General features: G+C 61.9%; 14 protein-coding genes. 5 read left to right on the top strand and 9 right to left on the bottom strand.

Features of this window, described 5'->3' with window-relative positions; all coding sequences use genetic code 11:
* The first annotated feature begins 34 nt into the window (after window positions 1–34).
* Window positions 35–487, top strand: coding sequence for an azurin (gene azu, locus V0R37_RS07875; RefSeq protein WP_420374003.1), 453 nt, complete (start codon window positions 35–37; stop codon window positions 485–487).
* A gap of 47 nt (window positions 488–534) precedes the next feature.
* Here azu and V0R37_RS07870 read toward each other — a convergent pair whose 3' ends face one another.
* Together V0R37_RS07870 and V0R37_RS07865 are read right to left on the bottom strand one after the other, a co-directional pair.
* Complete coding sequence (locus V0R37_RS07870) at window positions 535–870, bottom strand: c-type cytochrome (protein ID WP_420374002.1); 336 nt, start codon at window positions 868–870, stop codon at window positions 535–537.
* Window positions 857–2119, bottom strand: a complete 1263-nt coding sequence (locus V0R37_RS07865) for a PQQ-dependent sugar dehydrogenase (RefSeq protein ID WP_420374001.1) — start codon at window positions 2117–2119, stop codon at window positions 857–859. The genes V0R37_RS07870 and V0R37_RS07865 overlap by 14 nt, the downstream gene beginning before the upstream one ends.
* 210 nt (window positions 2120–2329) lie before the next feature.
* On the opposite strand from V0R37_RS07865, the gene V0R37_RS07860 reads away from it, so the two are divergent.
* The 3 genes from V0R37_RS07860 (at window position 2330) to V0R37_RS07850 (ending at window position 4713) form a co-directional block, all read left to right on the top strand.
* Window positions 2330–2626, top strand: coding sequence for a hypothetical protein (locus V0R37_RS07860; RefSeq protein ID WP_420374000.1), 297 nt, complete (start codon window positions 2330–2332; stop codon window positions 2624–2626).
* Window positions 2627–2779: 153 nt separating this feature from the next.
* Window positions 2780–3646, top strand: coding sequence for a UDP-2,3-diacylglucosamine diphosphatase (locus V0R37_RS07855; protein WP_420373999.1), 867 nt, complete (start codon window positions 2780–2782; stop codon window positions 3644–3646).
* Window positions 3643–4713, top strand: coding sequence for a glycosyltransferase family 4 protein (locus V0R37_RS07850; protein WP_420373998.1), 1071 nt, complete (start codon window positions 3643–3645; stop codon window positions 4711–4713). Before V0R37_RS07855 ends, V0R37_RS07850 begins: the two co-directional genes overlap by 4 nt.
* Here V0R37_RS07850 and cueR read toward each other — a convergent pair.
* The 5 genes from cueR to V0R37_RS07825 form a co-directional block, all read right to left on the bottom strand.
* Window positions 4710–5138 carry a Cu(I)-responsive transcriptional regulator gene (gene cueR / locus V0R37_RS07845; protein ID WP_420374044.1) on the bottom strand — a complete coding sequence of 143 codons (429 nt, stop codon included), beginning with the start codon at window positions 5136–5138 and terminating at the stop codon, window positions 4710–4712. The two genes, V0R37_RS07850 and cueR, sit on opposite strands and share 4 nt — an antisense overlap.
* Window positions 5139–5143: 5 nt before the next feature.
* Window positions 5144–7447 (bottom strand): heavy metal translocating P-type ATPase, encoded by a 2304-nt coding sequence (locus V0R37_RS07840; RefSeq protein WP_420373997.1) that lies wholly within the window; start codon window positions 7445–7447, stop codon window positions 5144–5146.
* A 119-nt stretch (window positions 7448–7566) separates the two neighbouring features.
* Window positions 7567–7713, bottom strand: coding sequence for a DUF2474 domain-containing protein (locus V0R37_RS07835; protein ID WP_420373996.1), 147 nt, complete (start codon window positions 7711–7713; stop codon window positions 7567–7569).
* Window positions 7713–8720: a cytochrome d ubiquinol oxidase subunit II gene (gene cydB / locus V0R37_RS07830; RefSeq protein ID WP_420373995.1), complete on the bottom strand. Its 1008-nt coding sequence runs from the start codon at window positions 8718–8720 to the stop codon at window positions 7713–7715. Before cydB ends, V0R37_RS07835 begins: the two co-directional genes overlap by 1 nt.
* A 5-nt stretch (window positions 8721–8725) precedes the next feature.
* A complete protein-coding gene (locus V0R37_RS07825; protein ID WP_420373994.1) occupies window positions 8726–10150 on the bottom strand; it encodes a cytochrome ubiquinol oxidase subunit I in 1425 nt (474 codons plus the stop codon).
* 159 nt (window positions 10151–10309) lie between these two features.
* Between V0R37_RS07825 and V0R37_RS07820 the strand changes: the two genes are divergently transcribed.
* Window positions 10310–11089, top strand: coding sequence for a PRC-barrel domain-containing protein (locus V0R37_RS07820; protein ID WP_420373993.1), 780 nt, complete (start codon window positions 10310–10312; stop codon window positions 11087–11089).
* Here V0R37_RS07820 and V0R37_RS07815 read toward each other — a convergent pair.
* Entirely contained in the window at window positions 11086–13074 is a 1989-nt protein-coding gene (locus tag V0R37_RS07815) for a DUF8189 domain-containing protein (protein WP_420373992.1), read from the bottom strand. The genes V0R37_RS07820 and V0R37_RS07815 overlap by 4 nt on opposite strands.
* 90 nt (window positions 13075–13164) lie before the next feature.
* Window positions 13165–14514: an NAD(P)H-dependent oxidoreductase gene (locus tag V0R37_RS07810; RefSeq protein ID WP_420373991.1), complete on the bottom strand. Its 1350-nt coding sequence runs from the start codon at window positions 14512–14514 to the stop codon at window positions 13165–13167.
* Window positions 14515–14542 lie beyond the last annotated feature (28 nt).

The raw sequence follows: 14542 nt of genomic DNA, 5'->3' as shown, positions 1-14542 counted from the left end.
TTTGTCCCACTCGTTTTTATCGGAGATCTTTCCCATGTTAGTTAAAGCCACTTTCGCCGCCCTGCTTTCGATCATGGCTGTGCCCGCCATGGCTGCCGCGCAGTGCGAAGCCACCATAGAAAGCAACGACGCCATGCAATTCAATACCAAGGAAATGACGGTCGACAAGAGCTGCAAGGAGTTCACCGTGCACCTGAAGCACGTCGGCCAGTTGCCCAAGGCCGCCATGGGCCATAATTGGGTGCTGACCAAAGAGGCCGACAAACAAGGCGTCGCGACGGACGGCATGGCCGCGGGCCTGGACAAGGATTACGTAAAAGCCGGCGATACCCGTGTCATCGCTCATACCAAAGTCATAGGCGGCGGCGAATCGACGTCGGTCACGTTCGACCCAGCCAAACTGGCGGCTGGCGAAAACTATGCCTTCTTTTGCTCTTTCCCCGGGCATTGGGCCATCATGACCGGCACGCTGAAACTGGCCGGCTGATTGTTTTTGCTTGCTCTTCCCGCCCGCCGGACGAGGCAGGCGGGAATCTAGGGTTGCTTTACCGTGATTTCAATGCTTTGGTAATAAGCCGCTAGATTCTCTATGTCGGCATCCGAAAGGCCGGCCGCCATCATCGACATCACTTCGTTCTTCCTGGCCCCCGACTTGAAGTCGCGCAAGGCCTTGGCCAGATAGATTTCACTCTGCCCGGCAAGGTTGGGCGCGTCCGGCACGGTTGCCATGCCGGACGCGCCGTGGCACACCGCGCACTGCATCGCCTTGGCGCGCCCCGCCGCCAGGTCCGCGGCCATGGACGGGCTTGCCGCCAGCAAGGCCGCCAAGATCCCAGCCATGCGCATCAAGCCAGGCTTACTTGCCCTCATATGAAATCCGGTAAATGGCCCCGGCATAATCGTCCGACACCAGCAGCGAACCGTCGGGCAGCACCGCAACATCGACCGGACGGCCCAGATATTCGTTATTCGCGGTCAGCCAGCCATCGGCGAATACCTCGGTCTTGTCCGCCGTACCGTCCTCCTTCAGGCTGGTGAACATCACACGCGCGCCTATCGGCGTGGTCCTGTTCCATGAACCATGCTGGGCCGAGAAAATGCCGCCCCGGTACTTTTCGGGGAACATCTGAGCGTTATAGAAGGTCATGCCCAGATCGGCGGCATGCGCGTCCATCTCGACCTGCGGAAAGACGACATTCGCCGGTTCCGGATCGTCCTTGTACTCCATCGTTCTGGTATGTCCGCCGCCATATATCGGGAAGCCGAAATCCTGCCCGACCTCGGTGGCGCGGTTCAGCTCTCCGGGAGGAATGTCGTCGCCCATGCCGTCGACCTGGTTGTCGGTGAACCACAGGGTCTTGTCTTTTGGATTGAAATCCAGGCCCACCGAGTTACGCACGCCATGCGCGAAGACCTCGCGGTTCTTGCCATCGGCATCCATGCGGATGATGCCCATCATGCCCACTTTGTTATAGAGCTCGAGCTTTTCCTTGGGCGGCACATTGAACGGATTGCCCATGGTGATGTACAGCTTCTTGTCCGGACCGATGCGGCAAGTCCGTGCGCCATGATTGAAGCTTTCATCGGCCACCGGAATCAGCTTGCCCTGGGGTACGACCACGCCGGCCGCCACATCAGGCCCTTCGTAGAAGAACTCCGCGGCGGGAAACGCCAGCACGCGATTATGCTCGACGCTGTACAGGATGCCGTCGGGCGAAAAGCACAGGCCGTTCGGCACTTTAAGCGAAACCGAAGGGGCAAAGCGCTTGACATCGTCCGCAACCCGGCGCTTGGTCCGGTCGGTCACCGACCAGATACTGGTCTTGCGCGTTCCGACGAAGACCACGCCGGTGGACGGACCGACAGCCATGTGCCGTGCGTCGGGTACGATGGCATACAGGGCGATCTTGAAGCCCTCGGGCAGCTTTATATTCTTCAGGTTGTTCTTGATCGAGTCGGGGCCGGGCCCTGTTTGCGGCACTGGCTGGACATCCAGCGATGCGCCCGTGGTGTTCATGTTCATCAACTTCTGGACATTATCCTGAGCCAGAGCGCCGCCTGTTGCAAGGCCGAGTGCAAGACCGGCAGCGATCGCTGATAATCGTTTTCCGATGTTCATGTTTGTCTCTCCCGTATTATCGAGGTTATGGTGCCATGCTCTCCGGCAAGCGATTCGATGCTACTCCCAATCGCTTTTTTTGAACTCGGTTATTCGGCCGGCGCGAGCGCCCCGCGCGTTTATTTTGCAAGCAAAGTTAACCGGCGCCACGGCTTATAATTCCGCCATGGCGATATCGACGGGCGCCATGGAACCTAGCAGTGGAATCCCATGAAAAAAACCGATCTGGAAAAGAACAAAGCGTTGAAAATCGTCGAAAAGATGAAAAAAGGAAGCACACCCGCCCGCTATTCCGCCGCCTCCGGCGCCGCGCCGCTGGATCGCCGCGAACAACGCAAGCTGGATCAGGCTAAAGGCCTGGTGTCCTTCCCCTTGAAGCTCAAGGAAGAAATCGTCCAGGAAATCCGCAAGCGCGCACAGGAACAGAGCGTGGATATCAACGAAGTAGTCGGCAGCCTGCTTGAAGCCGCCCTGGCTTCCCCGCAAGCAAGCACGGCCAATAAATAGAAACAGGGCCGAATCGTTACTATTTTTCGCTTCCTGTCCAATTAAGTAACAGCCTGGGCGGACGTCCGCCATCGCCCAAGGCGCCGTGCATCGGCGCCACAGTCTTGTTCAGTACTTGCATTTGTCATGCCGCCGTCATGCGGCATTGCTGTAATGCCTTTCATTGCTCATTTAGTATCGGTATCGGAGTCGATGGAAGAACACACTACAAGCCGCCTGTATCGGGCCATATGGATTTCAGACCTGCACCTGGGCACAGCCGGATGTCAGGCCGAACCGCTGCTGGACTTCCTGAAGCAGCACGAATCCCAGACGCTGTACCTGGTCGGGGACATCATAGACGGCTGGCAACTGAAGAAAAAATGGCTATGGCCGCAGTCGCATAACGACGTCATACAGAAAATCCTGCGCAAAGCCCGCAAGGGTACGCGCGTCGTATTCATACCGGGCAACCACGACTCGTTCGCGCGTCAGTACGCCGGCGAGCATTTCGGCGGCATCGAGGTGCAGCACGAGGCGGAACACACCACGCTGGATGGCAAATGCCTGCTGATAACCCATGGCGACCTGTTCGACGGCGTCATCCAGTATGCACCCTGGCTGGCCTATCTGGGAGATCGGCTGTATTGCATGGCGCTTACCTGGAACGTCTGGTTCAACCGGGCCCGCGCCCGCATGGGTCTGGGCTACTGGTCCCTGTCGCAATACTTGAAGCACAAGGTGAAGGACGCCGTTTCGTTCATTACCGCCTTCGAAGAAGCATTGGTCAAGGAGGCCAGGCGCCGAGGTTTCGACGGCGTCGTATGCGGGCACATTCATAAAGCACAGATCCGCGAAGTGGACGGCCTGCTTTATTGCAACGACGGCGATTGGGTCGAAAGCCGGACCGCCTTGGTCGAGCACCTGGACGGCCGCCTTGAAATCATTACCTGGATACCCGAAGCCACGGCAAAAGCCGGAACGTTCAAGCCGGCAGCCGCCGCCTCGCATTCCGTCGACACAGGAGCATCGCAATCTTGAAGATTCTTATCGTTACCGACGCCTGGGAACCCCAGGTCAACGGAGTGGTGCGCACACTTACGCAGACGCGCCTGGAACTGACCCGCATGGGCCACGAAGTCGATTTGCTGACGCCGCTGGAATTCCGCACCCTGCCCTGCCCCACCTACCCGGAAATCCGGCTGTCGCTTTTCCCCCGCCGCAAAGTCGCCGCCCGATTGGATGCCTTCCGTCCCGATGCGCTGCACATCGCCACCGAAGGACCGCTGGGCCTGGCGGCGCGCGCCTATGCACGGCGCCACGGCCTGCCTTTCACCACGGCCTATCACACCCGTTTTCCGGAATACGTCCATGCCCGTACGCGCATTCCCTTACCGTTGACCTACCGCTTCCTGCGCTGGTTTCACGGCCCGGCCCGCGCCGTCATGGTTCCCACTCCGACCGTCAAGCGCGACCTGATTGCTTTCGGTTTCCCGGAATCGCAAGTCGTGCTTTGGTCGCGCGGCGTCGATCTGGAAATATTTCAGCCAGGCCCTCCATTGCCCCATGTCCAGAAGCCGCCGATCTTCCTGTGCGTGGGCAGGGTTGCGGTCGAGAAGAACCTGGAGGCTTTCCTGCGCCTGGACCTGCCCGGCACCAAGTGGGTTGCCGGAGACGGACCGATGTTGGAGACGCTGAAGCAGCGCTACCCCGATGCGCATTTTACGGGCGTCCTGGATCAGGAAGGCCTGGCCAGCCTGTACAACGCCGCGGACGTGTTCGTGTTCCCCAGCCGGTCCGATACGTTCGGGCTGGTGCTTTTGGAAGCAATGGCTTGCGGCTGTCCGGTGGCGGCCTTTCCCGTCACCGGGCCCATCGATGTCCTGGGCGACTCCAGGGCTGGCGTTATGGACGAGGATTTGCGCGCCGCCTGCCTGAAAGCCATGGACATTCCGCGCAGCGAGGCGCGCGCGCATGCGGAAAAATACTCATGGCGCGCATGCACGGAAACATTCCTGTCCTACCTGCATCCAGTGGAAGGAGGCGGCCAGCGAACCGCCGCGGAGGCGGACGACGGCAATGCGCTGGCGCGCGAGCCGCAGGTCTAGTTTCCCGACTGTTTGCTTGATAAGGCCGACACGCCGTCGGGCTGGGCAAGATCAGCCAGAATAGGACAATCCGGCCGGTTGTCGCCTTGGCAGCAATCGGCCAGATGCTCCAGTTGGTCGCGTATCGACTGGAGTTTTTCGATATCGCTGTTCAGCTCGGCGATATGCTGGCGGGCCAGCTTTTTGACATCGGAGCTCTTGCGCGTGCTGTCTTTCCAGAGGCCGACCAATGTCTTGATGCGCTCCAGCGAAAAGCCCAGGTCGCGCGACCGCTTTATGAAACGCAGGGTTTGCACGTCTTTGTCGGCATATTGCCGGTAGCCCGAGTCGCTGCGATACGCGGCGTCCACCAGCCCTATGCTTTCGTAGTAGCGGATCATCTTGGCCGAAACACCGGACGCGCTGGCCGCCTGGCCGATAGTCATCATGTTCACTCCTGCCGTTGCGGGTTTGCCGCCATGACCTTGGCCATGGCTTGTGCACCGCGCTGCGCGGGCGGCCTGAATCCGCGCAGCCGCAAGGCGTTGCCCAGCACGAACACACTGGAAAGCGCCATGGCGCCGGCCGCGAATACCGGTGAAAGCAGTGTTCCATTAAGCGGGTACAGCATGCCGGCCGCGACCGGAATGAGCGCCGTGTTATAGGCGAAGGCCCAGAACAGGTTCTGGCGTATGTTGGCAATCGTCGTTTTCGACAAGGCGATGGCATTGGGAATGCCGCCCATGTCGCCCGACATCAGCACGATGTCGGCAGCCTCGATGGCGATGTCGGTTCCCGTTCCGATGGCCATGCCGACGTCGGCTTCCGCCAGGGCGGGCGCATCGTTGATGCCGTCGCCCACGTAGGCCAGCAGGCCATGCTCCTGCTTGAGCCGCTTGACCGCCTGGACCTTGCCTTCGGGCAGCACCTCTGCAATGACCTCGTCGATGCCCAGCTTGCGGGCAATGGCTTCGCCCGTGCGGCGATTGTCGCCGGTAATCATGGCCACCTTCAGGCCCAGATCATGCAGCGCCCGGATAGCGGCCTCCGTGCTCTCCTTGATGGGATCGGATACCGCGATCATGGCGGCCAGCCGGCCGTCGATAGCCGCATACAAAGGTGTCTTGCCTTCGTCGGCAAGGCGGTCGGCTTCTTTGGCGAAGAGGTTCACGTCCAGGCCCAGTTTTTGCATATAGCGATCGGCGCCGACCTGCACCGGCCGGCCCGCGACCTGCGCGCGCACGCCATAGCCGGTAACGGACTCGAAGACATCCAGCGGGTCCAGGGCCAGTCCTTCGGCCTGCGCCGCCTGGACGATGGCACGCGCAATGGGATGTTCGGACTTGGCCTCGACGGCGGCCACGGCTGCCAGCACGCCGGCCCGCTGGAAGCCGTCGGCCAGGATGAGGTCGGTCAGCTCGGGCCTGCCCTTGGTCAGCGTGCCGGTCTTGTCCACAGCCACGACCCGGACCTCCTTGAGCGTTTGCAGGGCCTCTCCCTTGCGGAACAGGACACCCATCTGCGCCGCCCTGCCCGTGCCCACCATGATGGACGTGGGCGTGGCCAGCCCCATGGCGCAAGGGCAGGCAATGATCAGGACGGCCACCGCGTTGACCAGCGCAAAGGTCAGCGCGGGCGACGGGCCAAAGATCAGCCAGACAATGAAGGTCAGTGCGGCAGCCGCCATGACGGCGGGTACGAACCACATCGTTATCCGGTCCACCAAGGCCTGGATAGGCAGTTTCGATGCCTGCGCCTGCTCGACCATGCGTATGATCTGCGCCAGCACGGTGTTGCCGCCGACCTGGGTCGCGCGCAGCATCAAGGCGCCGTTCTGATTGACCGTGCCGCCCGTCAGCGCCGACCCCACGCCCTTTTCCACAGGCAGGGGTTCGCCGCTGATCATGGACTCATCCACGAAACTGCCGCCCTCGACGACTTCGCCATCGACCGGTATGCGTTCGCCGGGGCGCAGTTCCAAAAGGTCGCCGACCGCGACCTGTTCGATGGGCACTTCCACGATCAGGCCATCGCGCGATACCCGCGCTGTTTTCGCCTGCAGGCTAACCAGGCGCTGAATGGCTTCGGACGTGCGGCCCTTGGCCCTGGCTTCCAGGTAGCGGCCCAGCAGGATCAGGGCGACGATGACCGCGGCCGCCTCGTAGTAGACGTTGACCGTGCCCGCCGGCAGCAAGCCGGAAAAGAAGGTGGCAACTACGGAAAACGCATAGGCTGCGCCGGCGCCCATCGCCACCAGCGCGTTCATGTCGGGCGCCCGCCGCAACAAGGCCGGAATTCCTATTGTGAAGAAGCGTCGGCCGGGAAAGAACAGCGCAAGAGACGTCAGGACGAATTGCACATTCCAGTTGGCCTGCCGGCCTATGGTCTGTTCGATGAAATGATGGAAGGCGGGCAGCAGATGCGAGCCCATCTCCAGGATGAATACCGGCAGGGCCAGCGCAACGGCGATCAGCACATCGCGCTTGAGCCGGGCCTGCTCGGCGGCCTGCCGCGCGGAAAGCTCATCGGCGCCGTTCTGCTCATCTCCGACGATGGTGGCTTCGTACCCGGCTTTCTGCACCGCCTTCAGCAGATCGTATGCGGGTATGCCCTCTTGAACCATGACCTGTGCGCGTTCGGTTGCCAGATTGACGCTGGCCTGCGTGACGCCGGGCACGGCTTGCAGCGCGCGTTCCACGCGCCCGACGCAGGACGCGCAGCTCATGCCGCTTACGGATAAATCGAGTGTGGACATTGTTTATGGCCCCCTGAAAGACTATGCTTGGCAGCCCATGCTGCAGCTCAGGGTTAGAATGTAAACCTTACCATGATGGTAAGGTCAAGGCCTGTAAAGCGCAAGGCCGCGGGCAAGGCTCAGGCCGTCATGCCAACGGCATTCATGATCAGCCTTAATGCGTACGCCGCCACCGCCAGGACGGCGATGCTGGCAGCCCAGATACCGACCAGCCACATAATGCGCCGGCGCCACGACGCCTGGCTTTTATGCTTGGCCTCTTGCATCAGTGATAGCCCTCGCCGGTAACCACCTTGCCGCGAAACACATAATAGGACCAGGCTGTGTACATAAGGATGAGCGGCACGATGAGCAATGCGCCGACAAGGGTGAAACCCTGGCTTTGAGGCGGCCCGGAGGCATCCCAAATGGAAATGTCGGGAGGGATGATATTGGGCCACACGCTGATGCCCAGCCCGCTGTAGCCCAGGAAGATCAGGGCGAGCGTCAGCAGAAAAGGCCCCGCGTGCGGCTCGTTGTTCAGGGAGCGCAGCAGATAGTATGCGGCCAAAAGCACCAGGACCGGCACCGGAGCGAACCAGAACATGTTGGGCAGGCTGAACCAGCGCTCGGCAATGGCGCCATGGGTAAGCGGAGTCCAGACGCTGATGATGGCGATGACGCCCAGCAAGACCAGCGTAAGCGGACGCGCCAGCTCGCGCATCCGATCGTACAGGTCGCCATGGGTCTTGAGTATGAGCCATGTGCAGCCCAGCAAGGCATACGCCGCGATCAGCCCCAGGCCGGTAAAGATGGAGAACGGAGTGATCCAGTCCAGCGCGCCGCCGGCGTAGCCCCGATCGACAACGGGCAGCCCATGCATATAGGCTCCCAGCGTTACACCCTGAAAGAACGTGGCCGTGATGGAGCCGAAAATGAATGCCTTGTCCCACCAATGCCGCCGATGCTCATGCGCTTTGAAGCGGAATTCAAAGGCCACTCCGCGAAATATAAGGCCCAGCAGCATGAAGATCAGCGGCAGCATGAAGGCGCTGAGAATCACCGAATAAGCCAGCGGGAAAGCCGCCAGCAGCCCGGCGCCGCCCAGCACCAGCCATGTCTCGTTGCCGTCCCAGACGGGCGCCACGGTGTTCATCATGATGTCCCTGTCTTCCTTGCCGGGAATGAAGGGAAACAGTATGCCTATGCCCAGGTCGAACCCGTCCATGACGACATACATCAGGATGCCGAACAGAATGATGATGGCCCACAACAGCGCCAGATCGATGCCCATGGCGTTCACCCTTGGTCTGTGCGGCTGCCTGCCGCGATGTCGTCGGAGTCGGGCGCGGCCGAGAACGGCCGGCTGGGCGTATGGGCTTCGCCCGGCCCGCCCTCTTGGGGAGCATCGGTGTGCGGTCCCTTGCCTATCAGCCGCAAGATATATACGGTGCCGGCCCCGAACACAATGAAGTAGATCACCACGAACAAGGCCAGCGTCACGCCCACCTCGAGCGCGCCGTGACGGGTAACGCCATCGGCCGTGCGCATGACGTTATAGACGATCCAGGGCTGGCGGCCGATCTCGGTGGTGAACCAGCCCGCCAGCATGGCGATCAGGCCCGCGGGACCCATGTATAGCGCGAACCGCAGCAAAGGCGTCGACGAATACAAGCGTCCGCGCCGCCGCGCCCAGGCCGCCCAGAACGCCAGTCCTATCATCAGGACGCCCAGGCCGACCATGATCCGGAACGTCCAGAACACCACAGTGGAATTGGGTCGGTCCGCACGCGGAAACTCCTTAAGTCCCGCGAACTGCCCGTCCCAGCTATGCGTGAGGATCAGGCTGCCCAGACGTGGAATTTCCAGCGCGAAATGGTTTTTTTCCTGGCTCATGTCCGGCCAGCCTATCAGCGTCAGCGGCACGCCTTCGCCAGGCTTGTTTTCCCAATGCCCCTCGATCGCGGCGATCTTGGCCGGCTGATGCTTGAGCGTATTCAAGCCATGGAAATCGCCTACGACGGCCTGCAGCGGCGCCACGAGCAGAAGCATCCACATCGCCATGGACAGCATGGTGCGTATCGCCGGAGTGTCGTTGCGGCGGAGCAGGTGCCAGGCCGCCGCCGCTGCCACGATGAGCGCGGTCACCAGGAAAGCGGCCAGGCCCATATGCACCAGGCGGTAGGGAAAAGAAGGATTGAAGATGACCGCCAGCCAATCGGTGGGAACGACTTGCCCATTGATGATTTCGTAGCCCGCCGGCGTCTGCATCCAGCTGTTGGAGGCCAGTATCCAGGTCGCCGACAGCAGGGTACCCAGCGCAACCATGATGGTGGCGAAGAAATGCAGTCCCGGGCCGACGCGCGTCCAGCCGAACAGCATCACGCCAAGAAAGCCGGCCTCCAGGAAAAAGGCCGTCAGGACCTCGTAGGCCAGCAAGGGGCCGGTGATGCCGCCGGCGAAATCCGAAAAATAGCTCCAGTTGGTGCCGAATTGATAGGCCATCACCAGGCCCGACACCACGCCCATGCCGAAGTTGACCGCGAAGATCTTGATCCAATAAAGATAGAGTTCGCGATAGACGGGATTTTTGGTTTTGAGCCAGCAGCCTTCGAGCACCGCGAGGTAGCTGGCCAGGCCGATGGTGATCGCCGGAAAGATGATGTGAAAGGATATCGTGAAACCGAATTGAATCCGGGCCAGCATCAATGCATCGAAATCCATCCACCGCTCCTTGTCCGGGCACGAAGCGCAAAACCGCCAGGCGCCAACATGCACTAGAAGGGGCCACTTTACATGATGAGGCCGGCAACCGTAAATGGATAATTGCAGGCATGCCGCTTGCTGTAAGAGATTTCCAATAATCCAAGCGGGAGAGTACCCATGTTACGCAAGACCAGCAGCCTGAAAGGCTATGCAATACAAGCCACCGACGATGAATTGGGCAGCGTCCGGGATGTGTATTTCGATGACGAGCAATGGGGCATCCGCTATCTGGTGGTGGAAACCGGCACGTGGCTGTCCAAGCGGTCCGTGCTTATCTCGCCCTATTCCATCAAGGGTGTGGACGACCTGGAGGAAACCGTGCATGTTTCGCTGACGCGCGACCAAGTGGCCAACAGCCCCGATATCGATACGCACCAGCCGGTTTCACGCCAATTGGAAAGCCAGTTTTCGCAGTATTACGGTTTCGGCAACTATTGGAATGGCCCTTACCTGTGGGGCGTCGGTGGTTATCCCGTTTACCCCTTGCCCGAATCAGGCACGGTTCCGCCAGTGGATATGCGCCCCGACGCGGTCGCCGAGCGTGCCGCCGATCGCCCCGAGGACGTGCACTTGCGCAGTTGCAAGGACGTCACCGGCTACAACATTGCCGGCACGGACGATGAGATCGGCCACGTGGAGGATTTCATTTGCGACGACGAGGCATGGGCCATCCGCTATCTGCTCGTCGATACGCGCAACTGGTGGCCCGGCGGTAAAAAAGTGCTGCTTGCCACACACTGGATAGATCGTATCGATTGGACCGACTCCACCGTCCAGACCGCGCTGACCCGCCAGCAGATCAAGGACAGCCCCGAGTACGATGAGAGCCTGCCGCTGGATCGCGACTACGAGACGCGCCTGCATCGCCACTATGGCAAAAAGGCGTATTGGGATTAAGGCAGCTTGGCGGCCAGTGTGGGCGCCGGCGACGCATCGGCCTGCAAGACGGCCGAGCCGGTGAACGAGTTGCCGCCATGCGCGGGTGGAGGCTCGAGCAGTACGGCGGCGCCCCACACGCCATGGCTGCGCGTTTGCATCCAGTAGGCCTGGCCGTCCTGGGCGGCGCGCGCCGCGATGCGCAAAACGCCCTGCCCCGAATGCAGCGCGGGAGAGGACGCCAGCCCTGTGCCCAGGCGCAGAGCCTTGCCCGCTTCCGCCAGCCATAAGGTCCCCGTCGAGGCATCCACCGCCGCGGCGACGACGTCGCCCTGTTCATTCGTGCCGACCACCGGCTGGCCGGAGTAAGAAAAGCCCATGTCGATGGCGGCCGTCCATGCATCCAGCGCTCCGCCCGGCGAGCGCTGCACCGCAGTGAGCATATGCCCGCTGACCCGATCGCGCAGGAACAGTTCGATACGTCCTTCGGCGTTAAGCATGGCCGCGAGGCCGCCGTCCGCTATTGGTAAAGGAAGCCGGCTCCACGCCGTCCATGCAGTTGTCCCGGTCTTTACATCATCGTTCGCTGTGGCGGAAACGATCTGTGTGCTGGCCCACACAGCACCTTCAGCATCGCATGCAAAGACCGCATAGGCGCCGTCCGCGTCCGTGGTCAGCGCGGCGGCGGGCCGCGCTTGAGCCAGGGCGGGCAATGCGGCCCAGTCCGGCCAGGCCTGCTTGGCGCCGTTGTATTGGCTGAAGTGAAATAAGCCATCGTTGCCCAAGCCGACCGCCGCGGGCGCTCCCCGCGTGGCAAGTGCTGGAAGCCGCAACAGGCGGGATCCCTCGATCGGGCTCCAGTCCTGCCAGCCGCCCTGGGCGCTTTGCCGCTTGGTCCACACCCGGCCATTGGCATCCCTGGCCAGGATGCCTGCGCGGCCATCTGGATATTGGGAGGCTGTAATGGGGTCCGCCGTGCGGCCGCCCACACTATTCCAGCGCCCCGGCGTGCTTGCCCAGACATTGGCCGCCCGGTTGGATTCGCCCACAGCCAGCAATAGATAGCCTCCGCCCAAGGCGGGCAGCAATATGGGCGCCGCGGCACGGCGCGACACGTAATAGCTGCGGCCCACCCATGCGGCGGCCGGGCCCGCGGGCTCCTTGCACTGGTCGGCGCCGGAGCAATAGCGGTAATCGTCCCAGGCGTAGCGCCTGAAGGCTTCGGTCTTGTCCTTGATTTCCGTGGAAGACAAGTTGGCGTCCCGCTCTTGGCTGGGGTAATCCACATAGGCCACTTCGGAAAAAAGCCCCTCCGGAAACGCCTTGAGGGCATCGCGCACCAGACGGGCGCTGGCAATGTGGTCTGGGTGGTCATGGCCTGCGCAGCGCCAGCACAAAGCGGTATAGGGAACCGCAATGGTGTCATCCATATGCCGCACCGTGGACGGCGCATAATCGCGGATGATGCCGGCTATCGTACGCAGCAGGTCCTGGCGCGTATAGGTTTGTGCAAGCGGTCCCAGGGAATCGGCCGTCGCGCCGGCCACGGATTCCACCCGGCTCAGCGGCGTCAGGCTGCCCCAGCCCTTGCCGAGCCAGGGGTCCTTGAGGCGCATGTGCAGCAGTTGCACACGCCGGTTTCCGGCCAGGGTGAAACGGGTGATTTTTCGCGTGCCGACAGTAACGTCATCTTCCAGCCATTGATTGGCGGCCTGCGCCATGTAGGCATAGGCGGCGCGCACGCCGCGCTCGCGTCCCAGCATATAGGGCTCGCCTTCGCCCCTCTCGCTGGCCGTCAGGTAGACCACCTGGACGCAGCCGCCGGCGTCTATGGTGGATTCGATGTCGGGATTCATGAAAAGCAGGTCATCGTCCTGATGGGGCACGAAGACCAGATCCTTTATCCCATTGCAGTCGGTCAACGCGGGGCCCGCCCAGGTCGCGGCGGGACCGCCCGCCAGGGCGAGCATGCCGCATACCGCCAACAACCAGCGAATCGCTTTCAAGATTTCCCAGTGAAATTTTTTCTTGCGATTCTATTCCTTTTTTACATTGCCGGCCCGGCTTGCGCCGGGCGGCCATGTTGCGGGAAGCGCTCAGGCGTGGCGATCGTCGAAAATCGTCTCCATTTCGCGACGAATCCGGTAGGCGGACGTGGTGGTGTCGATGGCGACATCGTCCCAGGACAGGCTCTGCCCCTTCTTGACCGGACGCGTGACTTTGATGTTGTGCGCCAGCCCTAAAGGCAGCCCGCCCAGCTTGCGCGATGCGGCCGCGGGCAGCAGCTTGCCCCACACGGTGTAGCCGCCTTCGCCATCGAGCGCCTCGCCGGCTTGCAGGTCGCGCTTGGCTGTGGCCACGACATCGGCGTTCCAGCAGGTCGCCACTCCGGTGGGTTCGCCGCGCAACGCCACCGACGCCACGGACATGCCGACCTCCAGGCCGATAAGGTGCCAGCGCTTGTACAAGGTGAAGTAGCGCCCGCTGGGGTCGGTATGGGCGTTGTATTCCTCGAAGCAGTTCTTGATGTAATCGGTTTCGGCCTCGACGGTCACCCACACGCCCATGCGTATGTCATAAGGAATGCGGCGCCCATCGGTTTCAAGCGAGGAAACGACCTCGACCATGCCTTTGCGTTCCAGCACTCCGCCCTCGGAAACCGGCCGGGTCACGTAGGGAATGTCCTCGATGCTGGCGGGCGGATAAAGGAGCCCATTGGAGGGCACGCCCAGACCGGTGGCGTTGGCCACGGCCGAGCTTTCTATGGATGGCTTGGAACCGTCCAGGAAGCTGTTGAACATCTTGGGATTGAGCCCGCCGCGCAAAGCCTGCTCGGGCGTCAGGCCGTAGTGGCCCCAGACGGTTTCAGGAGTGGATTCGGAAAAATGCGGCAGCCATTTATGGCCGCGGCCGGCCGCCACCACCGGAAAGCCGCAAGTACGGGCCCAATCGACCAGATCGCAGATAAGGGCGGGCTGGTCGCCGAAGGCCAGCGAATACACGACGCCCGCCTGCGCCGCCTTGCGTCCCAGCAAAGGGCCGCAAAACGCATCCGCCTCGACAGTGACGTTGACCACATGCTTGCCGTTATCGAACGCGGCCAGGCAATGCTCGACCGCGGCGATGGGATTGCCGGTGCATTCGACGATGATGTCGATCTCGTCCAGACCGACCAAGGCGGTCCAGTCCTCGGTAATCCAGGTGGAGCCCAGGCGCAGGGCTTCTTGAGCCGATGCGGCCCGCGTCCGTTCCGGTTCCCAGCCCACGCGGGCCAGATTGGCCCGGGCGGCGTCCGGCGAGAGATCCGCTATGCCGACCAGGTGAACCCCCGGTGTACGCGGAATCTGCGCAAGATACATGGATCCGAACTTGCCCGCCCCTATCAGGCCCACGCGTATGGGCTTGTTATCGGCGGCGCGTTGCCGCAGCTGTGCGTAAAGACTCATGTGCTCCTCTCTCTTTGCATAACGGCGC

This window comes from Pollutimonas rozaliensis (assembly GCF_048751585.1).
Classification (GTDB): Bacteria; Pseudomonadota; Gammaproteobacteria; order Burkholderiales; family Burkholderiaceae_B.
The sequence above is the reverse complement of the archived record's forward strand: the minus strand, read 5'-3'. Positions and strand labels throughout refer to the sequence as shown.

Coding starts and splice junctions, on each gene's coding strand:
- V0R37_RS07865 (WP_420374001.1), bottom strand. CDS start 2,119: ATGAACATCGGAAAACGATTATCAGCGATCGCTGCCGGTCTTGCACTC.
- V0R37_RS07860 (WP_420374000.1), top strand. CDS start 2,330: ATGAAAAAAACCGATCTGGAAAAGAACAAAGCGTTGAAAATCGTCGAA.
- azu (WP_420374003.1), top strand. CDS start 35: ATGTTAGTTAAAGCCACTTTCGCCGCCCTGCTTTCGATCATGGCTGTG.
- cueR (WP_420374044.1), bottom strand. CDS start 5,138: ATGACTATCGGCCAGGCGGCCAGCGCGTCCGGTGTTTCGGCCAAGATG.
- V0R37_RS07835 (WP_420373996.1), bottom strand. CDS start 7,713: ATGCAAGAGGCCAAGCATAAAAGCCAGGCGTCGTGGCGCCGGCGCATT.
- V0R37_RS07855 (WP_420373999.1), top strand. CDS start 2,780: ATGCCTTTCATTGCTCATTTAGTATCGGTATCGGAGTCGATGGAAGAA.
- V0R37_RS07825 (WP_420373994.1), bottom strand. CDS start 10,150: ATGGATTTCGATGCATTGATGCTGGCCCGGATTCAATTCGGTTTCACG.
- V0R37_RS07820 (WP_420373993.1), top strand. CDS start 10,310: ATGTTACGCAAGACCAGCAGCCTGAAAGGCTATGCAATACAAGCCACC.
- V0R37_RS07870 (WP_420374002.1), bottom strand. CDS start 870: ATGAGGGCAAGTAAGCCTGGCTTGATGCGCATGGCTGGGATCTTGGCG.
- cydB (WP_420373995.1), bottom strand. CDS start 8,720: ATGGGCATCGATCTGGCGCTGTTGTGGGCCATCATCATTCTGTTCGGC.
- V0R37_RS07840 (WP_420373997.1), bottom strand. CDS start 7,447: ATGTCCACACTCGATTTATCCGTAAGCGGCATGAGCTGCGCGTCCTGC.
- V0R37_RS07810 (WP_420373991.1), bottom strand. CDS start 14,514: ATGAGTCTTTACGCACAGCTGCGGCAACGCGCCGCCGATAACAAGCCC.